Origin of the sequence: Gordonia aurantiaca, from assembly GCF_039939235.1 — a bacterium.
Classification (GTDB): Bacteria; Actinomycetota; Actinomycetes; order Mycobacteriales; family Mycobacteriaceae; genus Gordonia.
The window spans coordinates 329,566-351,998 of record NZ_JBDUUF010000001.1 but is presented as its reverse complement, the minus strand read 5'-3'; the positions used below and the strand labels follow the sequence as shown (position 1 = coordinate 351,998).

21 protein-coding genes are annotated in these 22,433 nt (G+C 68.4%); 15 read left to right on the top strand and 6 right to left on the bottom strand.

Going from position 1 to position 22,433, the window contains the following annotated elements; genetic code table 11:
- Positions 1 to 68: 68 nt before the first annotated feature.
- On the bottom strand, positions 69 to 1,436 hold the full coding sequence (locus ABFT43_RS01580) for a lipase family protein (protein ID WP_347958657.1): 1,368 nt from the start codon (positions 1,434 to 1,436) through the stop codon (positions 69 to 71).
- A 343-nt stretch (positions 1,437 to 1,779) separates the two neighbouring features.
- Here ABFT43_RS01580 and ABFT43_RS01575 point away from each other — a divergent pair, with 343 nt between their 5' ends.
- On the top strand, positions 1,780 to 3,162 hold the full coding sequence (locus ABFT43_RS01575) for a lipase family protein (RefSeq protein ID WP_347958656.1): 1,383 nt from the start codon (positions 1,780 to 1,782) through the stop codon (positions 3,160 to 3,162).
- Positions 3,163 to 3,310: 148 nt separating this feature from the next.
- Here the strand turns inward: ABFT43_RS01575 and ABFT43_RS01570 are convergent, their stop codons facing one another.
- Complete coding sequence (locus ABFT43_RS01570) at positions 3,311 to 3,775, bottom strand: MaoC family dehydratase (RefSeq protein ID WP_347958655.1); 465 nt, start codon at positions 3,773 to 3,775, stop codon at positions 3,311 to 3,313.
- A gap of 25 nt (positions 3,776 to 3,800) precedes the next feature.
- On the opposite strand from ABFT43_RS01570, the gene ABFT43_RS01565 reads away from it, so the two are divergent.
- Genes ABFT43_RS01565 through ABFT43_RS01530 form a run of 8 tightly spaced genes read left to right on the top strand, consistent with a single transcriptional unit; the run spans position 3,801 to position 8,999 of the window.
- Positions 3,801 to 4,337: a carboxymuconolactone decarboxylase family protein gene (locus ABFT43_RS01565; RefSeq protein ID WP_347958654.1), complete on the top strand. Its 537-nt coding sequence runs from the start codon at positions 3,801 to 3,803 to the stop codon at positions 4,335 to 4,337.
- A 7-nt stretch (positions 4,338 to 4,344) separates the two neighbouring features.
- Positions 4,345 to 5,007, top strand: coding sequence for a class I SAM-dependent methyltransferase (locus ABFT43_RS01560; RefSeq protein WP_347958653.1), 663 nt, complete (start codon positions 4,345 to 4,347; stop codon positions 5,005 to 5,007).
- A 36-nt stretch (positions 5,008 to 5,043) separates the two neighbouring features.
- Positions 5,044 to 5,862 (top strand): class I SAM-dependent methyltransferase, encoded by an 819-nt coding sequence (locus ABFT43_RS01555; protein ID WP_347958652.1) that lies wholly within the window; start codon positions 5,044 to 5,046, stop codon positions 5,860 to 5,862.
- Entirely contained in the window at positions 5,859 to 6,188 is a 330-nt protein-coding gene (locus ABFT43_RS01550; protein WP_347958651.1) for a cupin domain-containing protein, read from the top strand. Before ABFT43_RS01555 ends, ABFT43_RS01550 begins: the two co-directional genes overlap by 4 nt.
- Positions 6,189 to 6,231: 43 nt before the next feature.
- Entirely contained in the window at positions 6,232 to 6,936 is a 705-nt protein-coding gene (locus tag ABFT43_RS01545) for a helix-turn-helix transcriptional regulator (protein ID WP_347958650.1), read from the top strand.
- Between the two features lie 40 nt (positions 6,937 to 6,976).
- Positions 6,977 to 7,453 carry a hypothetical protein gene (locus tag ABFT43_RS01540; protein ID WP_347958649.1) on the top strand — a complete coding sequence of 159 codons (477 nt, stop codon included), beginning with the start codon at positions 6,977 to 6,979 and terminating at the stop codon, positions 7,451 to 7,453.
- A 5-nt stretch (positions 7,454 to 7,458) separates the two neighbouring features.
- Positions 7,459 to 8,178: an ABC transporter ATP-binding protein gene (locus tag ABFT43_RS01535; RefSeq protein ID WP_347958648.1), complete on the top strand. Its 720-nt coding sequence runs from the start codon at positions 7,459 to 7,461 to the stop codon at positions 8,176 to 8,178.
- 5 nt (positions 8,179 to 8,183) lie between these two features.
- Complete coding sequence (locus tag ABFT43_RS01530) at positions 8,184 to 8,999, top strand: ABC transporter permease (protein WP_347958647.1); 816 nt, start codon at positions 8,184 to 8,186, stop codon at positions 8,997 to 8,999.
- Here ABFT43_RS01530 and ABFT43_RS01525 read toward each other — a convergent pair.
- The 3 genes from ABFT43_RS01525 to lpdA form a co-directional block, all read right to left on the bottom strand.
- Entirely contained in the window at positions 8,996 to 9,880 is an 885-nt protein-coding gene (locus tag ABFT43_RS01525; protein WP_347958646.1) for a DNA-3-methyladenine glycosylase family protein, read from the bottom strand. The genes ABFT43_RS01530 and ABFT43_RS01525 overlap by 4 nt on opposite strands.
- 97 nt (positions 9,881 to 9,977) lie before the next feature.
- Positions 9,978 to 11,216, bottom strand: coding sequence for a metal-dependent hydrolase family protein (locus tag ABFT43_RS01520; protein WP_347958645.1), 1,239 nt, complete (start codon positions 11,214 to 11,216; stop codon positions 9,978 to 9,980).
- Positions 11,217 to 11,522: 306 nt separating this feature from the next.
- Positions 11,523 to 12,908, bottom strand: a complete 1,386-nt coding sequence (lpdA, locus tag ABFT43_RS01515; RefSeq protein ID WP_347958644.1) for a dihydrolipoyl dehydrogenase — start codon at positions 12,906 to 12,908, stop codon at positions 11,523 to 11,525.
- 119 nt (positions 12,909 to 13,027) lie between these two features.
- Between lpdA and ABFT43_RS01510 the strand changes: the two genes are divergently transcribed.
- Together ABFT43_RS01510 and ABFT43_RS01505 are read left to right on the top strand one after the other, a co-directional pair.
- Positions 13,028 to 13,627 (top strand): TetR/AcrR family transcriptional regulator, encoded by a 600-nt coding sequence (locus ABFT43_RS01510; protein WP_347958643.1) that lies wholly within the window; start codon positions 13,028 to 13,030, stop codon positions 13,625 to 13,627.
- Between the two features lie 108 nt (positions 13,628 to 13,735).
- Positions 13,736 to 15,016, top strand: a complete 1,281-nt coding sequence (locus tag ABFT43_RS01505) for an NADH:flavin oxidoreductase (RefSeq protein WP_347958642.1) — start codon at positions 13,736 to 13,738, stop codon at positions 15,014 to 15,016.
- 98 nt (positions 15,017 to 15,114) lie between these two features.
- Here the strand turns inward: ABFT43_RS01505 and ABFT43_RS01500 are convergent, their stop codons facing one another.
- A complete protein-coding gene (locus ABFT43_RS01500; protein ID WP_347958641.1) occupies positions 15,115 to 16,695 on the bottom strand; it encodes a serine hydrolase in 1,581 nt (526 codons plus the stop codon).
- A 276-nt stretch (positions 16,696 to 16,971) separates the two neighbouring features.
- Here ABFT43_RS01500 and ABFT43_RS01495 point away from each other — a divergent pair, with 276 nt between their 5' ends.
- From ABFT43_RS01495 to ABFT43_RS01480, 4 genes are all read left to right on the top strand, one after another.
- Positions 16,972 to 19,023 (top strand): prolyl oligopeptidase family serine peptidase, encoded by a 2,052-nt coding sequence (locus ABFT43_RS01495; RefSeq protein ID WP_347958640.1) that lies wholly within the window; start codon positions 16,972 to 16,974, stop codon positions 19,021 to 19,023.
- A gap of 47 nt (positions 19,024 to 19,070) precedes the next feature.
- Complete coding sequence (locus tag ABFT43_RS01490) at positions 19,071 to 19,778, top strand: TerD family protein (RefSeq protein WP_347958639.1); 708 nt, start codon at positions 19,071 to 19,073, stop codon at positions 19,776 to 19,778.
- 174 nt (positions 19,779 to 19,952) lie between these two features.
- Positions 19,953 to 20,732 carry a cyclase family protein gene (locus ABFT43_RS01485; RefSeq protein ID WP_347958638.1) on the top strand — a complete coding sequence of 260 codons (780 nt, stop codon included), beginning with the start codon at positions 19,953 to 19,955 and terminating at the stop codon, positions 20,730 to 20,732.
- 5 nt (positions 20,733 to 20,737) lie between these two features.
- On the top strand, positions 20,738 to 22,405 hold the full coding sequence (locus ABFT43_RS01480) for a thiamine pyrophosphate-binding protein (protein WP_347958637.1): 1,668 nt from the start codon (positions 20,738 to 20,740) through the stop codon (positions 22,403 to 22,405).
- The last annotated feature ends 28 nt before the right edge of the window (positions 22,406 to 22,433 follow it).

Sequence of the window (22,433 nt, the reverse complement as noted above, 5' to 3'; positions counted from 1 at the left end):
TACCCGCCCGATCCGGTTGCGATCGTTCCCGGAAAAGCGGGCACACGGGCAGCCGGATCGGGTGTGGCTCAACGGCACCCGTTGTGGGCAGACACTCCTCGCAGCCGGTCGTCGAGCCAGGTGACGACCCCGGGGAGCCCGAACATCAGGCCGGTCATGTGCTCGGCCGGGACCTCGCGGTAGTCCGCCGTAGCGCCGAGCCCACACTGTTCGCGGTAGAGCGCCCGTGCCTGCGACGCAGGGATCCACCACTCGTAGGTGCCGTGATAGATCAGCAGCGGCATCGACGCCTTGAGTCCGGGCATCGACGTCTCGTCGAAGACCCGCTCGGCCACCGGGGAGTGGAACGGGTCGGGGTCCTCCGAGAGCAGTTGCGCCGGCAGCATCGACGCGCCGAGGACACCCATGGTGCTGGTGCAGACGTCCTTGAGTCCCGAGGTCGCGAGCCAGCGGCCGAGATGGTTCGACATACCGAGGATCTCAGGCCGCTCCCGGGCGACCCCGAGGACCGCCGCGAGGAACACGCCCGACGCGAGGTTCGCGTTCATCGCACCGGCCAGCGACCGGAAGTCGGCGGGCACACCGCCGATCGCGGCCCCGACGAGGCGGTCGGTGAGGTCGGGTGCGTACGTGGACGCGAGCTTGGCCGCCCCGTTGGTCGCGATGGCGCCGCCGGAGTAGCCGTGCATGGCCACCGGTCCGCTCCCGAAGTTCTTCGGGTCGAGCGCGGATGCCGCCCGGATCGAGTCGAGGACCACGTGACCGCCCACGTACGGCTCGGCGTAGGCCAGACGCGCACCGGTGTGGTCGGGGACGATCACCGAGTATCCGCGCGAGAGCGCCAGCTGGATGATCGGCGGGAAGAGATCGGTGGAGTTGGTGTCCTTGTTGTAGCCGTGGGAGAAGGTGTAGCCCGGAGTGCAGGTGTACCCCAGCGTGACGATCGGAGTGTTGTTGACCAGGACCGGACGCGGTCCGGGACCCTTCCACGGTGTCTGCGGCACGAACACCGTCGCGGTCGCATACAGCGGGCCGCCGGTCGCGTCGTCGGTGCGGAACTTGACCTGTTTCGCGTAGCGCAGCGGAACCGTGACGAGGAAGCCGGCCGTCCGGGTCACGTCCCGTGCGTGGATGATCCGGCCGGGTTCCATCGCCGCGAGATCCGCCGGCCAGCGGTCGAAGAACGGATCCCCGGTCGGCGACGGCATGATCGCCTCGCGGAGTTCCTGCAGCTCGCGGGAAGCGCCCGGGATACGAGAGCGTGCCGGAATCCGCTGGAGTTCCCGGATCGGCGGCTCGGGTATCACGGCGTCGAGGTCACGCGGGACCCGAGGCGGGATCGAGGTGAGATTGGGCGGTTCGGCGTGGGCCGGCGTGACTCCGGCCACGACCGTTCCCGCGACGAGCGAGACCGCCAGCAGACAGGCGGCGATCATCGCGCGAGCCGCCCGTGGACATGGCGTCATCTGCGACGCCGCACTCCAGACCCTGATGTCACGAACTCCTTGTCACACAGCGATTCCCGGATCAGACCACCCCCGCCTGCTCACACCGTCCCGCTTTTCTCCGATACGGACTCAGTCATGCTATGCGCCCGCGCGGGATTCGGCAGGACTCGCCACCGAGTCGTGTCCGAACCGGGGCGTGACGGCTGTCGGCGATCACGGCCGGGTCTCGAAATCATGACCTTTCCCCCATACCGGGAACGGGGATCGCACCCCGCCCTAGGGTCGGATGCAGCGAGGCGACGATGCTCAGGTGATCTGCGGGGAGGCACCGATGGCGATTGTCCGATCCCGGAGAACGGGCGCGGTGACGGCCACCGTGACGGCGCTGCTGTTGTGCGGCGTGTACGCGGGCTCCGCAACCGCGGAACCGCCCAACATGATGCCGCTGCCGCCTCCGGTCGCCGCGGCGATCGACTCCGCGGTTCCGGCGCCGCCCATCCCGCGCCTGAAGTCCATCCCGCCCCGTGCGCGCGCAGCCGGGTTCGACCATCGCACACAGGAACTGCGGGAGGCGCTGCTGCCGTCGCCGACCGGCGACCCGTTCTTCGACCGATGGCCGTCCGATCTGGCCAGGCACCGTCCGGGGCATGTGATCGCGACCCGCGACGTGACCGCCGCGGCAGGTTCGGTGGTCACCGTTCCGCTGCGCTCGGCGACGCAGCTCAAGTTCGTCTCCACGGATGCGGTCGGCAAACCGATCTACGGGACCGCCACCCTGCTCGTTCCCGACCGCCCGGTGCGCGGCCCACGTCCGATGCTGGTCCACAACCTGCCGATCGACTCCCTGGGCGCCGCGTGCACACCGGGATACACCCTGTCCCATGGATTTTCGATCGCCACCAACATCACCGACCTGTTCCCCCCGACCACCCAGCTCGCTCTCGACCGGGGCCATGCCGTCCTCGTCCCCGACCACCAGGGGCCGCGCATGGCCTACGCCGAGCCCGTGCTCGCCGGACACGTGGTCCTCGACGCCATCCGGGCGGCACGAACCGCCCGTCCTGATCTGCTGGCGGACAGCCGGATCGCGATGACCGGCTACTCGGGCGGCGCGATCGCAACCCACGGGGCGTCGAAGCTGCTCGGCGAGTACGCCCCCGACCTCCGGGCCCGGGTCGTCGGGGCCGCGCTCGGCGGTGTGCCCGCGGATTTCCGAATGCTCGTGGGCTCGATGAACGCCAACCTCGCCACCGGGCTGTTCCACGCCGCGACCTTCGGCATCGCCCGGGAACGCACGGAGATGCTCGCCATGGCCAACCGACCGGCCCGATGGCTGGCGACGTCACCGCTGAAAAACGTGTGCATGATCCCCGAGGCCTTCGCCGGCGGCACCTTCCTGCCGATGCAGCTGCTGTCGGTCGACCCCGATCCGTTCCACTCCCCCGTCGCCGAGCGGATCTACGCGGTCACCGCGATGGCCGACCACACATCCGTTGTGCCGCTGCTCATCTACCAGGGAACCCACGAGTTCTGGATCCCTGCGGCAGGCGCCCGCGCACTCTACCGCCGGCAATGTGCGATGGGTGCCACCGCCGCGTATCGGGAGATCTTCGGCGAACACCTCACCGGCGCACTGCTCGGGTTCGGCGTCGCGATGGACTGGCTGGACCGGCGACTGGCGGGCATCCCCCCGGTGAACGAATGCCCACGATGAACGCATGCCGACAGTGACCGGATGGCGACAGTGACCCGAACGGCGGCGAGCGAGCACGAAGTCACGCCTGCGAGGCCGGCACGGCGACCACACCACGGGGCCGAGGCGGTGGTGCCGGCCGCCGGTCAGGGCCTTCTCGTCGAGGTGCTCAGAAGACGAGCACCCGCAGGTTCTCCGCGACGCAGGCCGGTTTGGCCTCTCCCTCGATCTCGACGGTGTTGGTGACGACCATGTTCACGCCCTTCGGGGTCTCCTCGATGGAGGTGATGACCGCGTTGGAGCGGATGCGCGCCCCCACCTTGACCGGGTTGGGGAAGCGCACCTTGTTCATGCCGTAGTTCAGGACGAGCTTGGGCCCCTCGATCCTGAAGATGTTGCCCGCCAACATCGGAAGCAGCGACAGCGTCAGGTAGCCATGGGCGATCGTCGTGCCGAACGGACCGGACTTCGCGCGCTCGGGGTCGGTGTGGATCCACTGGTGGTCACCGGTGGCGTCGGCGAAGGCGTCGATACGGTCCTGGGTGATCTCCAGCCACTCACCCGAGCCGAGATCCTCACCGATGGCCGACCTGAGTTCTTCGACACTTGTGAACGTCCGTGTGCTGTTCGTCATAGTCGGCGTAGTCTACCGTGGCCTCATGAGCACTCCGCGAGTTGCACCCGGGGGTCTGAGGGAACTCGGTCCGTTCAACTTCGCCTTCGCGCGCGGGGCCGCCCGCGTCATCGGAGTCGAAGACGCGCACATCTTCTCCACGCTCGGCCGGGCGAAGGGGCTCTTTCGCGCCTGGCTGCATTTCAGCGGGCGCCTCATGCCCTTCGGTTCCCTGCCGCGCAAGGACACCGAGATGATCATCATCCGCGTCGCCCACCTGCGCGGATGCGAGTACGAGATCGACCATCACCGCCGACTCGGACGTCGCGCCGGGATCACCGACGCCGAGTTCGACCGCATCCTGGAGGGACCCGACGCGGGCTGGGGCGACCGAGAACGCGCCATACTGCGCGCCGTCGACGAACTCATCACCGGCAAGGACGTCTCCGACACCGCCTGGGCCGCGCTCTCCCGGCACCTCGACGCCCGTCGGCTGATCGAGTTCACCCTGCTCGTCGGCCAGTACGACAGCCTGGCCACGACCATCCACACCCTCCGCATCCAGCGCGACCAGCACATGTGAAACGGCCATGGAGTCGATCAGCCAGAAACTGATGCGCAATCCCGCTTTCGCCGGGATCTACGAACGCATCTGGCGCCCGACGTTCACCCGGTTGTTCAGTCTCGGCGGGCGGGCGACCGAGGACCACGACCGCGCGCTGCGGGCATGGCTGGCCCGCCCGGGCGAACGGCTGGTCCTCGACGTCGCCTGCGGCCCAGGCAATTACACCCGCCTCATCGCCGACGGCCTCACCGGCGACGGCCGGTGCGTCGGCATCGACCTCTCCCCGGCGATGCTGCGTCAGGCCGTACGCACCAACGCGAGCGAACGCGCGGTCTTCCTGCGCGCCGACGCCCATGCGATCCCGTTCGACGACAACACCTTCGACGTCGTCACCTGCCTGGCCGCGCTCTACCTCATCCCCGATCCGCTGCCGGTCATCGACGAACTGGTCCGGGTCGCCAGACCCGGCGGTCACATCGTCATCTTCACCTCGGTCGCGACCGAGCTGACCTCGCTGCCCGGCGTGCAGCGCGCCGTCGAGCTGACGACCGGCTTCCGCATCTTCGACCGACACGAGATCGTCGACCGCCTCCGTGCCGCGGGCGCGGTCGACGTCGAGCAGACGATCACCGGGCAGGGCCAGTACGTGCTGGGCGTCGCACCACGGGCCGATACCCGGCCCCGCTGATTTGCAGTATGGTCTTCCTCGAAATGGAGGTTAGGTATGACTAACGAAACTTCGGGGACCGACCAGCTGCCGTTCCACCAGCGCAAGACCGAGGACATGCCGGGCCACTGGCTGCTGGCCCGCCTCGGCAAGCGGGTGCTGCGGCCGGGCGGCCTCGAACTCACCGAGAGCCTGCTCGACGACGCGGGCATCAACGGCGCCGACGTCCTGGAGATCGCCCCGGGCCTGGGCAAGACCGCAACGGCGATCCTGGAGCGGTCGCCGCGCAGTTACGTCGGCGTCGACGACGACCCGAACGCCGTCGAGCTGACCAAGAGCGCCATCGGCGGCCGCGGCCGGGTGCTGCCGGGCGATGCGTCGTCGACCGGGCTCGACGACGAGAGTGCCGACGTCGCCGTCGGCGAGGCCATGCTGACCATGCAGTCCGATCGCAACAAGACCAAGATCGTCGAGGAGGCGTTCCGGGTCCTGCGCCCGGGCGGCCGCTACGCCATCCACGAACTCGCCATCAACCCCGACAACCTCCCCGACGAGGAGAAGACCGAGATCCGCAAGTCGCTGGCGCGGTCGATCAAGGTAAACGCCCGTCCCCTGACCGAGGCCGAATGGCGCAAGCTGCTCACCGACGCCGGCTTCGAGGTCACCAAGGTCCGCTTCGCCAAGATGGCGCTGCTCGAGCCGCGCCGGGTCATCGCCGACGAGGGGCTCGCCGGCGCACTGCGCTTCGTGGCCAACGTGATCCGCGACGGCGATGCCCGCAAGCGGGTGCTCGCGATGCGCTCGACGTTCACCAAGTACAAGTCGCACATGGCCGCCATCGAGGTCATCGCCACCAAGCCGGAGCAGCGGGCATGAGCGGCGCCACGGTGATCTCCGGCCTCACCGAGGGGACGCCGAAAGACGGGGATCGCCCCGACATCTCGGTGCTCTCGCGCAACGATGGCGCCAACGTCATCCGCTTGTCGTTCCGGGCCGGCCAGACGATGCCCGACCACTGCGCGGCGCGCCCGATCCTGGTCCTCGGCCAGACCGGCGAGATCGACTTCACCGTCGAGGGTCAGACCACCCGACTCGAGCACGGCGTCGCCATCCACGTGAACGCGAACATCCCGCACGCGCTGGAGGCGCGGACCGATGCGGTGGTGACCCTCGTGGTGTTGGAGAATCCATCCACGAACTGACCACCCACAAGGTGTGGGCGCGTCGAGAGCGAGAGGAATCGGCATGGCCACCAGGCAGCGCGACAGGATCATCGCCCTGCTCGGTGAATCCGACGAGCCGATGACCGCCGGGGATGTCTCGGCGCGCCTGCACCTTCATGTCACGACTGCCCGCTTCCACCTCGCGAAACTCGTCGAGGCGGGGCGGGTCGAGACGATGACCGTCCCGACGCCCGGGGTCGGGCGGCCCCGCGTCGGTTACCGTCTGGTGCACCGCCCACCGACCGACGCCCTCCTCGGGCATCTACTGGGCCAACTCGGCAGCACCAGGGCGACCCGGGAGCACGCCGGCGCGGAAGCCGGTCGCCTGTGGGCCGAGCAACACGCCCGGCCGGTCACCGCACCCGGGGTCCCCGACCCGGTCACCGTCGCCACCGAGACGCTGCGGGACCTCGGGTTCCAGGTCTCGAACATCGTGAGCGCCTTCGGAACCCACGAACTGCGCTTGTGTTCCTGCCCGCTGCAGGACGTCGCACGCACCCATCCCGAGGTGGCCCGCGGCATCGCCCGCGGGGTCATCGAGCAGGCGCTCGCCGCGAGCTCACCCGCGCTCGGCTCGCAGTACGCGGTCGTCGTCGATCCCGACCCGTCGGGCGGCGACTGCGAGATCGTGCTGCGCCTCACCCCCTCGCGCCTGCGTGTACGCCAGGCGGTGCACCACAAAGGTGAGGCTTGCCTAAACACATTTCGAGGACTAGGTTTCTCCTAAATCGGGGCGTGCGCCCCGCGTAACAGGAGGGACCATCTACATGCACTCGATCCGCAGGATGACCGTCGCCGTGCTCGCGGCACTCGTCGCCGTCATCGGCCTCGTCGCGACGACCGGTGTGGCCTCGGCCAAGACCTTCCCGCCGAACTTCAAGGTCACCACCGATCACCCCACCCTGGCCGACCTCGACGACATCGTCGAGTTCCTCGTGGAGACGCCCGCCTCGGATCAGGAGAAGGCCGCCAACGTCGAGGGCGGCATGAACGCCGTGATCGTCCCGAAGACCGTCTACCAGCTGGGCCTCTTCCGCGCGCCGCGCGGCTGGAACGAGGTCACCGGTCCGCTCGTGCAGAACGGCAACAGCGTCACCGCGACGCTGAACAGCGGGTCGGCCGGCCGTCCGACCATCCGCATGACCATCGAGTTCAAGAAGCTCGACGGCAACTGGAAGCTCGCGGCCGGCTCGCTGTGCCAGGGTGTCAAGACCGTCGGCCTGAACATCTACTGCAACCGCTGACCGTCATGCTCGACATCGACGGCCTGTCTGTCCACGTGGGCGGACAGGCCGTTCTCGATGGGGTGACCACCCGTGTCGAGAACGGCCAACTGGTATATCTCCTCGGCCGCAACGGAACCGGCAAGACAACGCTGCTGAAGGCCATCTGCGGCGTGCTGCCCGTAACCGGCGGCCGAATCCTCATCGACGGTAGGCCGTTCGCCGAGCTACCGGCGCCGCCGCAGGTCCTCGGCATGCACCTGGGCACCGACGCCGCACACCCCGGCCACACGGCCCGGCGCCATCTCACCTGGCTCGCCCGCGCCGGCGGCATCCCGGTGTCGCAGGTGGACGAGGTCCTCGAGCTCGTCCATCTCTCCGACGTCGCCCGGCGCCGCGTCGTCGACTTCTCTCTCGGGATGCGCCAGCGTCTCGGCATCGCCGCCGCCCTGCTCGGCGATGCGCGCACCCTGATCCTCGACGAGCCGGTCAACGGGCTCGACATCGACGGAATACGCTGGCTACGAACGCTTCTGCGGAATCTGGCCGATTCCGGCCGCAGCCTGCTCATCGCCTCACACCACCTCGACGAGGTCGCACGGACCGCGGACCGCGTGATCGTCCTGGACTCCGGCCGCATCGCCGCCGACGCTCCGGTGGACGAATTCATCGCCGGCCACGCAGATCTCGAAGGTGCCTACCTGGCCGCGGTGTCCGATCCGAGTACCGCGGGAGCCGTGCGGTGACAGCGATGACGACCGGTGTCACCGGACAGATATCTCGCGGCACCCGCGCCGAGCTGACCCGTGTCGGTGGCGCCCGCAGCATCCTCCTCTACGGACTCATCCCGGGTGCGGTGATCCTGCCCCTGGCCATCACGCTCGGTGTCGCCACCGTCGCCGAACGATTCGCATCCGTCTCGAGCGACATCCAGGTCACCTCGGTGACCACCACCAATTCGGTGTACTGGGTCATCACGTTCACGGTGATGATCTGGGCGGTGGTTGCGGCCTATGCACAGGCGACCGCCGAACGCGGTCCGCTCGGCGATCTGGCCCGTTACCTGTACCCGCGGCGATGGACGGGTCTGGTGTCGCGGTGGATCGCCTACGGCGTGGGCGCCGCGCTCAGCAGCGGCGCGCTGGTCGCGCTCGTCATGGCGATCCTGCCGACGTTCTTCCCGAAGGTCTACGGCGGTGTGGACATCGGCTCGACCGCGGGCGTGCGGTTCCTCATCGCGGTGCCGGTCTTCGCGGTCTGCGCCGTCGGCATCGGCGTCGGCCTGGCCGCCGTCGTCGGGCATCCGGCCGGAACCGTCGTGGCACTCCTGGGTTGGGCATATGTCGTGGAGAACGCGATCAGCCTCGTCCCCAACGGATACACGCTGCAGAACTACATGCCGTTCCTCAACGGCACCTACGGGACCGGTCAGGAGCTGGCGTTCATGCCGCCGTGGGGACCGACCGGAGGCCTGCTCTACTGCGCCGCGATCACGGTGGTGCTGTTCATGCTCGGCTGTGTCGCGGTGACGATGAGGGCGAGGGGCATCCGGTTCGGACGGCGCTAGAACGACCGATAGTCGCGCACCGACATCCGCGGGCCGCGGCGCTCCCGCCGCACACCGTGCATCTCGATCATTCGGACGATCCGATTCCTATGTCCTGCATAGGGTTCCAACAACTCGAGCATGCCGTCGTCGTCAACCGGCTCACCGATGAGGGTCATGCCGACGAGGGTCGGGATGTGATAGTCGCCGACCGACACCGCGTCGGCGTCGCCGACCGCGCGGGCGCGGGTCTCGGCCTCGGTCCAGATCCCGACTCCGCGTAGCAGTGTCAATTTGTCGGGGTGGCGCTCGACGTCCATGGTCGTCGCGTTCCGGATGGTGCGCATACGCACCGGTTCGATGCCGCTGCGATGCCACTCCCAGGACGGGATGTCGGCCCAGTCCTTGCGCGGCATCGGGACGCGCATGGTGGCGGGCACCGGACCCGGAGCGGGTTCGCCGAAGCGGCGCAACAGATATCGCCACGCTCTCCACGCCTCGCGGCCGACCACCTTCTGCTCCAGGATCGCCGGGACGAGCGCCTCCCAGACCCGGCCGGTCCGACCGATCCGGAACCCCTCGGAGCGCCGGACCAGGCCGGCGACGACGTCGTCGTGCACGGTCAGGGAGTCCGGTTCGTCGTCGGCGCCGAGCAGGGCCGGCATCGTCTCGAGCAGCCAGTCCGCACCCGGGCCCCAGGCCTGGCCGAGCACGCGCGAGGCACTGAGCCGGATCGACAGCGTGCCCGGACCGTCAGGCGTCTGCACCACGCGCCAGACCGATCCGTCCCTGCCGTAGGTGAAGGCCGGATCGCCGCTGCCCCGGCGGTGATGCCCGAGGGTGGCGCGCAGGTCCAGCGGCCACGGAAGCGGCCACTCCCGGACCTGTTCGGCAGCGCTCACACCCCGAGCGTAGACCTGTGGACCGACCGCCCCGTGTCGCAGACGACCCGGGCCGGTGACCATGACGGTCACCGGCCCGGGAGGTCCATGTGGTGGCTCAGAGAGCGTAAGCGCCGCGGTTGCTCGCGGTCTTGCCCTCCTTGAGGACCAGCAGGATGTTGGACTGGTCGGCCAGCGAGTCGATGTCGGCGAGCGGATCGCCCTTCACGACCACGACGTCGGCGAGCTTGCCCGCCTCCAGCGTGCCCAGCTTGTCGTCGACACCGCACAGCTCGGCCGAGGTCTTGGTGCCGGCGACGATCGCCTGCAGCGGGGTCATGCCGCCGAACTTCACCAGGCAGCCGAGCTCGCCGAGGGTGGCGCCGTGGTCGGGGACCAGTCCGGCGTCGGTGCCGACCGCGACCTTGACGCCGGCCTCGATCGAGGCGGCGATCGACTCGTGGGCCAGCTTGTGCCACTTCTCCGACTTGGCGACGGCCTGCGGGGTCGCGGTGTCGGGCTTGAGGGTCTCGATCAGCGTCGGGACCAGGAACTGGCCACGCTCCACCATCTCCTGGCGCAGCTCGTCGGTGAGGGCGTAGCCGTGCTCGATGGAGTGCGCGCCACCCTGGACGGCGGCCTGGATGCCGAGGAACCCGATCGCGTGTGCGGCGACCTTGCGACCGCCGTAGTTGTTGGCCTCCTCGACGAGTGCGGCGACGATCTCGGTGCGTGCGCCCAGCCAGTCCGGGTCGTCGCTCGGCGAGGACACACCGCCGCTCGAGGCGACCTTGATGACGTCGACGCCGCTGCGCAGCAGCTCGCGGACCGCCTTGCGGGCCTCGTCGACGGTGTCGACCAGCTCACCGCCGATGATGCCGGTGCCGCTGAGGCCCGACGGGATGTGGAAGTCGGCGTGACCGCCGGTCTGGCTGAGCATCTTGTCGGCGACCAGCAGGCGCGGCCCGGCGACGAGGCCGTGGGCCACCGCGTCGCGGACACCCACGTCGATGCCCATGAGGTCGCGAACGGTGGTGACGCCCGCGTCGATGGTGGCCTTGAGCCGGTCGATCAGCTCGAAGTAGCGGTACGACGGCGGGACCATCGCCGCCATGATCGGCGACCCCTTGGTGCCCGGGAGGGACAGATGGACGTGGCAGTCGAAGAAACCCGGGACGATGGTGTTGCCGCCGACGTCCACCTTCTTGGGCTTCGCCGACTCGTCGACCTGCGGTGCTCCCGAAGCCGCGCCCGCGTAGGCGATCTTGTCGTCTTCGATGACGACGACCGCGTCGGCGATCGCGTCGGCTCCGGTCCCGTCGATGAGACGGGCATTGTGCAGGATTGTTGTGGTCATAGCCTTGTTATACCGTGTGAACACTGTTTTCCCGGCACTCGACGCCCGCATTTCCGCCGCTGATCAGGCGTTTGTCACGATGGGCTTGCCGGAATTGGCACGAAATTGCCTCACGCTCCTTTTCGCACTTCCGCCGACAAACAAAATGCGGGATTCGCGCCGTTTCCGACGCGAATCCCGCATTCGCGAGAATGTCCCTTGGTCGGTCTACACGTTGATGCATGCCGATCGACCATGTGCCGGCGCGCGGATCACAAATTGATCATGTGCCCGATCGCGCCGTGGCATGCCAACCCGACACGCGGCTCACAGGTTGATCATGTGCCCGATCGCGCCGTGGAACGTCTCCTGGAGCGCCTCCGACATCGTCGGGTGGGTGTGGACATTGCGCGCCAGCTCCTTGGCGGTCAGATCCCACTTGTGGGCCAGCGTCATCTCCGGGAGCATCTCGGAGACGTTGTCGCCCACCAGGTGACCGCCGAGCAGTTCGTCGGTGTCCGCGTTGGTGATGAGCTTGGCGAAACCGGCGGTCTCACCGAGGCCCTGCGCCTTGCCGTTGGCCGTGAACGGGAACGTGGTCGCCTTGACGTTGTAGCCCTCGTCCTTGGCCTGCTGCTCGGTGAGGCCGAACGACGCGACCTGCGGCTGGCAGAAGGTCGCGCGCGGCATGAACCGGTAGTCACCCAGGGTCATGGTCTCCACGCCGGCGATGGTCTCGGCGGCGACGACGCCCTGCGCCTCGGCCACGTGCGCGAGCTGCAGCTTGGCGGTGACGTCACCGATGGCGTAGATGCCCTCGACGTTGGTGCGCATGTAGTCGTCGATGGCGATGGCGCCGCGTTCGGTGAGTTCGACACCGGTGTTCTCGAGTCCGTAGCCCTCGACGCGCGGCGCGAAGCCGACGGACATGAGGACCTTGTCGACGGTGAGCTCGCCTGCCTTGCCCTTGGCGTCCTCGTAGGTGACCGTGACGTTGTCGCCGTTGTCGGTGACGCTCTGGACCTTGGTGGAGGTCAGCAGCTTCACGCCGAGCTTCTTGTACTCCTTGGCGACGGCCTTCGACGAGTCGGCGTCCTCGTTGGGGAGGACGCGGTCGAGGAACTCGATGATGGTGACGTCGACGCCGTAGTTGGCGAGGACGTAGCCGAACTCCATGCCGATGGCGCCGGCGCCGACGATGACGATGGACTCGGGGAGTTCGCGGGTCAGGATCTGGGTCTCGTAGGTGACCACGTTCTCCGACAATTCGACGCCCGGCAGCAGCTTGACGGTGGAACCGGTGTCGATGATGACGTTGTCGAAGGTGATCTCACGATCGCCGACCGTGATGGTCTTGGCATCCTTGAACACGCCGTAACCGTCGATCTCGGTGATCTTGTTCTTCTTCATCAGGAAGTGGACACCCTTGACGATGCCCTCCGAGACCTTGCGGCTGCGGTCGAATGCCGCGCCGAAGTCGAAGGACACATCGCCGCTGATGCCGAAGGTCTTCGCCTGATGGTTGAAGATGTGCGCGAGTTCGGCATTTCGGAGCAACGCCTTGGACGGGATACATCCAACGTTGAGACACACGCCGCCCCAGTACTTTTCCTCGATGACGGCGGTTTTCATGCCCAGTTGAGCCGACCGGATCGCGGCTACGTACCCACCTGGACCTGCACCCAATACAACTGTTTCGAAGTGTTCAGCCACGACTGCCACCCTACGTCTCGGCCGCGGGCCGCCGCAGTCCGTCCCTCTACTCCGCGGTAACTCCCGGCATGGTTCAATCACTGATTGAAACGCTGCTTGATGTGTGGTTTCATCCCCATGTGACCCAGACCACCGGAGAGCTGCCCTCGGGGACCGGTTCGCCGGCAACCCGCGAGGTCCTGCTCGACGCCGCCGAGCGGTTGTTCCTCAGCGAGGGGTATGACCGGGTCTCGGTCCGGTCGATCTGTGCAGCCGCGGACGTCAACCCCGCTGCGGTCCACTACCACTTCGGCACCAAGGACGACCTGACGATCGCCCTGCTCGAGGCGCGTCTGGGCCCGCTGTGGTCCGATCCGCTGTCGCAGATCGACCCGAAGGTCCACTCGGTCCGGCAGATCGTCGACGTGCTGCTCGGCCCCTTCGTCGAGCTCCAGCGGGACCCGACCGGCCACCTGCATCTCAGACTGCTGTCGCGGTTCGTGTTCACGCATCCGAAGGTGAACTGGACCGCCCGCTGGTTCGGCCTCGACCCGTTCGCCGACATCCTGCTCGACGCCGTGCCCGACCTGCCGGAGCGTGCGGCCCGCCGGCGGTGGGCGCTGGCGTTCCAGCTGATCCTCCTGCGCTTCGGCGGCAGCGAGCCCCTCGACCCCGCGGCCGTCGACGCGCTGGCCGAGTTCGTGACCGCCGGGCTGTCGGCGCCACCCGGCCCGTCGTGACGCCCATTCCCCGTGCCCGGCGTCGCCCGGCAACCGCCCGCCGCCCCTCCCGAGGGTGACGACAGAGACCATCCGCCCAGCCCAGCCCCCCGATCGAAAGGAATCCTCGTGGCCAGCCCGACCACCGGACCGTTCAGCCCAGCCCAGCTCGGACCGCTCACCCTGCGGAACCGGCTCATCAAGTGCGCGACCTTCGAGGGCATGACGCCCGACGCCCTGGTGACCGACGACCTCGTCGAGTTCCATCGGGAGGTCGCGGCCGGCGGTGTCGCGATGTCCACCGTCGCCTACTGCGCGGTCTCGCCCGAGGGACGCACCGATCGGCACCAGATCTGGATGCGCCCCGAGGCGGTGCCCGGACTGACGAAGCTCACCGAGGCCATCCACTCCGAGGGCGCGCTCGCCGCCGCACAGCTCGGGCACGCGGGCCCGGTCGCGAACGCCGCGTCCAACCGCGCCAAGGCCTGGGCACCCGGACGCCTGCCCTCCCCGCTCGGGATGTCGATGTGTCACAAGCCATCCGTGGAAGAGCTGGCCGAGCTGCGGGAGAAATTCCGCCGGGCCGCACGCCTGGCCGTCGACTCCGGCTTCGACGGACTCGAGATTCATTGCGGCCACAACTATCTCATCTCCAGCTTCCTGTCCCCGCTACTCAATCACCGACGCGACGAGTACGGCGGCAGCCTGGTCAACCGCGCCCGCCTCGCCCGCGAGGTCCTCGAGACCGTGCGCGACGAGGTCGGCGACGAGGCCGCGATCTGGGTGAAGCTCAACACCTATGACGGCGTCGGCCGCCCCGACATCGAGCGTTCCCCCGAGGCCCGCGCCAAGGGACCCGCGAAGTTCAGCAGCTTCAACGTCGACGAGGCATGCCAGGTGGCGCAGCTGCTGGAGTCCGACGGCCACATCGACGCCATCGAGCCGACCGCGGGAAGTTCGCTGCTCAACCCGATGTATCTGTTCCACGGCGAGGCGCCGCGCAAGGAGTTCGCGGCCGCGTTCTCCGGTCCGATGAAATACGGGCTCAAGGCCTTCGCACCGTTCTTCCTCAAGCACTACCGGTACCACGACGGCTACCTGCTGCCGCTGGCCCGCGAACTGCGCAAGTCGGTGAAGCTCCCCATGATCCTGCTCGGTGGCATCACCGACCGCGCGTCGATGGACCTGGCCATCAAGGAGGGCTTCGAGTTCATGGCGATGGGGCGCGCGATCCTGCGCGAACCCGATCTGCCGCTCCGCATCGCCGAGGACCCGTCGACGCGATCGCGCTGCGTGCACTGCAACCTGTGCATGCCGACGATCTACTCGCGCACCCGCTGCCCGATCCGCACCGGCGAGGTCCCCGACCCGCTCCCCGCCGCATCCTCGGCAGGCGGGGCGATGGCCTGAGACCCGAGCATCCGCAGAATCGCGGGTTCGAACCGCGATCGCGAGCTGTGAATCGCGCTTCTGCACCCGAACTCGCGATTCCAGAGCGGTAGCGGAACTCATCCGCGGACGAACACCCCGTCGCTGACCTCGTCGTCGTAATACTCGATGGTCATCCGCGGACCGTCGAAGGTGACCTTCGAGATCGTTCCGATCTCGGCGTTCTCGTTGTGCAGGGGGAAGGTGAAGGTATTGCCGTCCCAGTGGGAGAGTTCGTGCGTGCGCATTCCCGCCGGCCCCATCTCGAGTAAGAGCTTCCCGTCGCGCTCGACGATCGTCGCCGGGCCGTAGACCGAGTTCACGTAGGTTCCGACGAAAGTCGGCAACGGTTGGGAGGGGGTGGGGTCCGCGGGCGACTGCTTGCCGACCAGATCCCCGTCCGGTTGACTCATCACCTCGTACGCCTGCGCGTAGAGTTCACGCCACGCGCTGCGGATCTCGCCGAATTGGACCAGGTCCATGAACTCCATCGCCAGGGCGTCGGCCGCGCCCACGGGAGCCGCGTTGGTCAGCACCACGATCGCGGTGTCCGCCGACGGCAGGATCGAGATCATCGTGCCCGCCCCGGAGGAGAAGGCACCGGCATGGCTGAACTGGGTCCGCGCGTCGGCCGTCACGCCGACGTTGAACCCGAAACCGTAGAAGCCGGCACGCGTGTCGGGGTTCGCGGGAGGGCCGGACACGACCTGCGGCGACAGGGCGGGCAGCAGGGCGTCCGGCGAGACGATCTCGGTTCCGTTGTACTCGCCTTGTGCGAGAACCATCTTCAGCCAGGACGCCAGGTCCTCGACATTCGAGCTGACACCTCCGGCGGGCGCCTGCGCATCCGGCTCGCGCGGGATGTCGGTCTTGGTCCACTTGCCGTCGACCTCGATGTGCCCGACCGCACGATCGGCACGTGTGACGAAATCCTCGTATCGCGAGCTCGTGCTGGTCATCCCGAGCGGGCCGTAGATCAGGTCCTGCGACAGCGTCGCCCAGTCCCTGCCCGCCTTCGCGGCCACCGCCTCGGCCCCCGTCGTCACGCCGAAGTTGGTGTAGGCGTAGCTGATCCGGAACGGGTCGAGCGGCATGAACCGCATTCGCCGCAGGACCTCGGTCCGCGAGTACCCCATGTCCTCGAGCTTGTCGCCGGCGTGATCGGGCAGACCGGATCGGTGTGCGTACATGTCGCCGACCGTCACGTTCTGGGTGACGTACGGTTCGGCGAACGCGAACCACGGCAATCCCCCGACGATGGGCATGTCCCAGGACGCGATCTTCTTGCCCACCGCCGCCGCGACCACCGTCGCGCCGACCGGCTTCGACACCGAGGCGACCTGAAAGACCGTGTCGGTGTCGACCTTCTCGCCGGTGGTGACGTCCTTTACGCCGAAACCCTTCGCGTACTTGGTCTCTCCGCCCGACACGACGGCCACCGCGAGGCCCGGGATGCCGGTCTCGTCCATGAGTGACGACACGAGGCCGTCGAGATCCCCGACGGCCTTGTCGACCGCGTCGGGCGGGAGCGGGTTCGCGTCGAGGGCATTGGGGTTGACCATCGCCGACGACCCGGACGGATCCGTCGGTGTGACATCAGAGGAGCCGGTCTCACAGGCCGCGACGAGCACGATCGACGTCAGCGCCGCACAGGCGACCATCCACCCCCGTCCACTCCCCGGGGACCGTCGCACGGGACGCGGCGGGACGGATGCACGTCGAGCGGGCACACATCGCACGGAAGTGAGCATGGGTTCTCCTCGTCACTCGTTGCGGGGACCATACCCGCCGACCGTGCTGGGCGGCGACGTTTCCGCTGTTCAGCGGCACGAAATCGGTGTCTGCCGCCGACGGGCGTCCGAGCCTGCCGGTCTCGGTCGCGCATCCGGGCATCGGCTCACCCGTCCCGGCGGGTGTGCCCCGCGTAGGTTGGACCCATGACCGAGCATGCCGATGCGACCACCAGCACCGACGATCCCTACATCTGGCTCGAGGACGTCACCGGCGACGAGGCGCTCGCCTGGGTCCGCTCCCACAACGAGCCGACGGTCGAGGCCCTGACCTCATCGGACCGGTTCCGGGAGATGGAGTCGTCGACGCTCACGATCCTCGACACCGACGACCGCATCCCGTTCGTGCGGCGCCGCGGCGACTTCCTCTACAACTTCTGGCGCGACGCGAACAATCCGCGCGGCCTGTGGCGACGCACCACCCTCGAATCGTACGTGACCGATTCTCCCGAATGGGAGATCCTCATCGACGTCGACGAACTCGCGCGCACCGAAGACGAGAACTGGGTGTGGGCCGGCGCGACCATGCTGCGTCCCGATTACGAACGCGCCCTGATCTCGCTGTCTCGCGGCGGGGCCGACGCCAGTGTGGTGCGGGAGTTCGACGTCCCGACGCGCCGGTGGGTCACCGACGGATTCGTACTGCCCGAGAACAAGTCCAGCGTCGGCTGGATCGATCGTGACACCGTTTACGTGGGAACCGATTTCGGCGAGCAGCCGGACGGCCAGGGGTCGCTGACCGACTCCGGCTACCCCCGGGTGGTCAAGCGCTGGTCGCGTGGGACGCCGATCGAAGAGGCCGTCACGGTCTTCGCCGGCGAGAAGACCGACGTCTCCGTGCACGCCGGCTATGACGACACCCCGGGATTCGAACGGCATTTCGTCACGCGGTCGACGGACTTCTTCAACGCGCTGCTCTACGAACTGCGCGACGGCGAACCGGAACTCGTCGAGGTCCCCACCGACGCGCATGTCAGTGTGCGGATGCAGTGGCTCATCGTGATGACCCGCTCCGCCTGGGATCTCGGGGGCACCACCCACGAGTCGGGCACGCTGCTCGTCTTCGACTACGACGCCTATCGGGCGGGCGACCGCGAGGCGACGGTGCTGTTCACCCCGGACGCGCACACGAGCCTCGTCGACTACGCCTACACGCGTTCACATCTCATCATCACGACGTTGCACGACGTCCACACCCGGGTGCAGGTACGCGAGCTCGGCACCTGGGACCGCGTCGAGCAGCCCGGCCTCCCCGACCTCGCCACCGTGTCCGTGCTCGACACCGATCCCGACGAGTCCGACGAGGTCTTCTGGATGGCGTCGTCGTTCACCGAGCCGCCCAGCCTGCTCTACGGCAACAGCGGCGAGGCCCCGCGCGTCATCAAGTCCAGTCCCGCGTTCTTCGATCCGGAATCGATTGTGGCCGAGCAGTTCTTCGCCACCTCCGACGACGGGACGCAGGTCCCGTACTTCGTGATCCGACGCCGCGACGTCACCCACGGTCCCACGCTGCTGTACGGCTACGGCGGATTCGAGAACTCGCTGACGCCTAGCTATCTGCCGATCTCCGGCGTGAACTGGATCGACCGCGGCGGCATCTACGTCATCGCCAACATCCGCGGCGGCGGGGAGTACGGCCCGTCGTGGCACACCCAGGCGCAGAAAGCCGGGCGCCACAAGGTATACGAGGACTTCGCCTCGGTCGCCCGAGCGCTGGTCGAGAAGGGCTTCACCACGCCGGAACGGCTGGCGGCACAGGGTGGCTCCAACGGCGGCCTGCTCATGGGCGTGATGCTCACCCGATACCCGGAACTGTTCGGCGCCCTGGTCTGTCAGGTCCCGCTCATCGACATGAGGCGCTATCACCTGCTGCTCGCCGGCGCATCGTGGATGGCCGAGTACGGCGACCCCGACGACCCGGAGCAGTGGGAGTTCATGAAGCCGTTCTCGCCGTATCAGAACATCGACGCGGACAAGAAGTATCCGCCGATCCTGGTGACCACGTCCACCCGCGACGACCGCGTGCATCCCGGCCACGCCCGCAAGCTCGTCGCGCGACTGGAGGAGACGGGTCACGAGGTGATGTACTACGAGAACATCGAGGGCGGTCACGGCGGCGCCGCGGACAACAAGCAGGCGGCCTTCAAGTCCGCACTGGCATACGAGTTCCTTTGGCGCACACTGGTTCCGGGGAATTAGTCGCCACCGGACAACGTTCGGCATCCACATCACGAGACAGGAACCCCATGGGCATCGACTACACCAAACGACCGAAGAACCAGCCGCCGCAACAGAGCCCGACTCCCCCGCCGTCCGCACCACCCGCGCACGACCGGCAGCCGCCCACCCAGCCGGTGTCGCTGTCGAAGATCACGCTGACCAAGTCGACGCCGAGCGTCTCGCTGACCAAGCAGGGCGCGACCTCCGGACAGGTACGCGTCAATCTCGACTGGACCTCGAATTCCAAGGGCGGCGGCCTGTTCCGCAAGGCCAGGGGCATCGACCTCGACCTCGCCTGCCTCTGGGAGTTCACCGACGGCAGCAAGGGCATCGTGCAGGCACTGGGCCGGTCGTTCCAGGCTCCGTCGCAGGGCAAGCCGATCATCTACCTCGACGGTGACGACCGCTCGGGCTCCGGGGGCGAGAACATGTACATCGACCTGTCGGCCACCGACCGGATCCGCCGGGTCCTGATCTTCGCCTACATCTACGAGGGCACCCCGAACTGGGCGAGCGCGAACGGCGTCGTCACGCTGTACCCGGCAAGCGGCCCGGAGATCGAGGTGCGTCTCGACGAGGCCGACCAGTCGGCCATCTCCTGCGCCATCGCCCTGCTCGAGAACCGCGGCGGCGAGCTCGTCGTCAACCGCGAGGTCCGTTACATCCGCGGCGCCCAGGACAAGGTCGACGAGGCGTACGGCTGGGGCATGAACTGGCGGGCCGGGCGCAAGTAGCCCGCCGGACGGATTCCGTCGGTGCCCGGCACCAAGAGTTCCCGCGGGAACGCCTACCTCCCGCACGGCGTGCGACGCCCGCGGGATCGAAGCGGTCCCGCGCGAGGCGACGTGCCCCTCCGTGAGATCATCAGCCCAGTCCATGCCCTGGGACGAATGCGAAAGGACCCCGCCATGACCGCCTCCGCACTGCCCGGTTTCCTCGCCGGGGTCGCCGACGGCTCCCTGAAGGTGATCGACCTGACCACCCCGCTGTCCAGCGAGACCCCGGCCCTGCGGTTGCCCGCCCCGTTCGCGAACCTGATCGACTTCAGCCTCGAAGAGGTCAGCGCCTACAACGAGCCCGGACCGTTCTGGCGGCACAACAACATCCACACCGGTGAGCACATCGGTACCCACCTCGACGCCCCGATCCACTGGATCAGCGGACGCGACGGCGACGACGTGTCGCAGATCCCGGTGAAGCGACTGATCGGTCGGGCCGCGGTCCTCGACCTGACCGCGAAGGTCGCCGACGACCCCGACTACCTGCTCACCGTCGCCGACGTCGAGGAGTGGGAGGCCGAACACGGCAGGCTCGGCTCCGGCACCTGGCTGCTGCTGCGCACCGGCTGGGAGTCGCGCGGCGGCTCGGAGGCCGAGTTCCTCAACGCCGACGACACCGGGTCGCACACACCCGGCGTCTCCGTCGAGTGCGCAGAATGGCTGGCCACGAAGCGCGACATCACCGGACTCGGCGTGGAGACGGTCGGCGTCGACGCCGGCCTGGCCGGCGGATTCGACCCCGCCTTCCCGGTGCACTACTTCTTCCTCGGCAACGACAAGTACGGCCTGACCTCGCTGAAGAACCTCGGCCAGTTGCCGCCGACCGGCGCGGCCATCGTGGTCAGCCCGCTGCCGATCGTCGGCGGCACGGGCAGCCCGTCCCGGGTCCTCGCCATCGTCGAGAGCTGAGCGGCGTGAGCGGTACATCGTCGACCGTCTACGGCCCCACGGTCGCCGACGTCGTGGGTCGGGTCCTCGCCGACCTCGGCGTGGGCCACGCCTTCGGCGTCGTCGGCAGCGGAAACTTCGTGATGACCAACGCCCTGCGGGCCGGCGGGGTCGGGTTCACCGCCGCCCGGCACGAGGGTGGCGCGGCGTCGATGGCCGACGCCTATTCCCGCATGTCGGGACGCGTCGGCGTCCTCAGCGTGCACCAGGGCTGCGGGCTCACCAACGCGGTCACCGGAATCGGTGAGGCGGCCAAGAGCCGCACGCCGATGATCGTGCTCACCGCCGACGCCCCGGCGGCCGCGCTGCAGTCGAACTTCCGCATCGACCAGGAATCCCTGGCACACAGCATCGGCGCGGTCAGCGATCGCGTCTACGGTCCCGCGACCGCGGTCGCCGACGTCATCCGCGCTTACCGCACCGCGGTCACCCGGCGCCGCACCGTCGTGCTCAACGTCGCCATCGATGTCGCCGCCGCGCCCGCCGAGGTGGCCGGCCCGATCACGGTGACCTTCGAGCAGCCGCGAGTCCGGCCCGACGCCGCGTCGGTCGACGAACTCGCCGCCGCCATCCGGGCGGCCCGGCGCCCCGTCTTCGTCGCCGGACGCGGTGGCCGCGAGGCCGGCCCGCAGATCGCGGCACTGGCCGAGGCGAGCGGGGCGCTGCTGGCGACGTCGGCCGTCGCGAACGGACTCTTCGCCGGAAACCCGTTCTCGCTGGGCATCTCCGGGGGCTTCTCGTCGCCCACGACCGCCGACCTCATCGCGGGCGCCGACCTCATCGTCGCCTGGGGCTGCGCACTGAACATGTGGACCATGCGGCACGGTCGCCTCATCGGCGAGAACACCGTCGTGGCGCAGGTCGACGTCGAGGTCGAGGCGATCGGCGCGCACCGCCCCGTCGACGTGGGCGTGGTCGGCGACTGCGCGGCCACGGCCGCCGAGGTGCTCGTCGCGCTCCAGCGGGAGCCGCTGCAGCACAATGGTTATCGCACCGACGACGTGGCCGCCCGAATCGCGGAATCCGCGCGCTGGCAGGACGTCCCGGTGACCGCTGAATCCGCCGCCGGCCGCATCGATCCGCGGGCGCTGAGCATCGCACTCGACGAGATCCTGCCCGCCGAGCGCATCCTGTCCATCGACTCGGGCAACTTCATGGGCTACCCGTCGACACATCTGTCGGTGCCCGACGAGTTCGGGTTCTGCTTCACGCAGGCGTTCCAGTCGATCGGACTGGGCCTGGGCACCGCGATCGGTGCGGCCGTCGCGCAACCGGATCGGCTCCCGGTCCTGGGTACCGGCGACGGCGGCTTCCTGATGGCCATCGCCGAACTGGAAACCGCGGTGCGCCTTGGCCTGCGGCTCGTCGTCATCGTCTACAACGACTCGGCCTACGGCGCCGAGGTCCATCACTTCGGCGATGCCGACATGACCACGGTGACCTTCCCGGACGTCGACATCGCCGCCATCGCCCGCGGCCACGGCGCCACCGGGGTGACGGTCACCTCGCTCGACGACCTCGACGAGGTGCGCGCCTGGGTGTCACACGGGCCCTCCCGCCCGCTCGTCATCGATGCGAAGATCGCCAACGACGGCGGATCATGGTGGCTGGCAGAGGCTTTCGCGGGGCACTGACCCGATACTGGTCGATACGGGCGGCGGG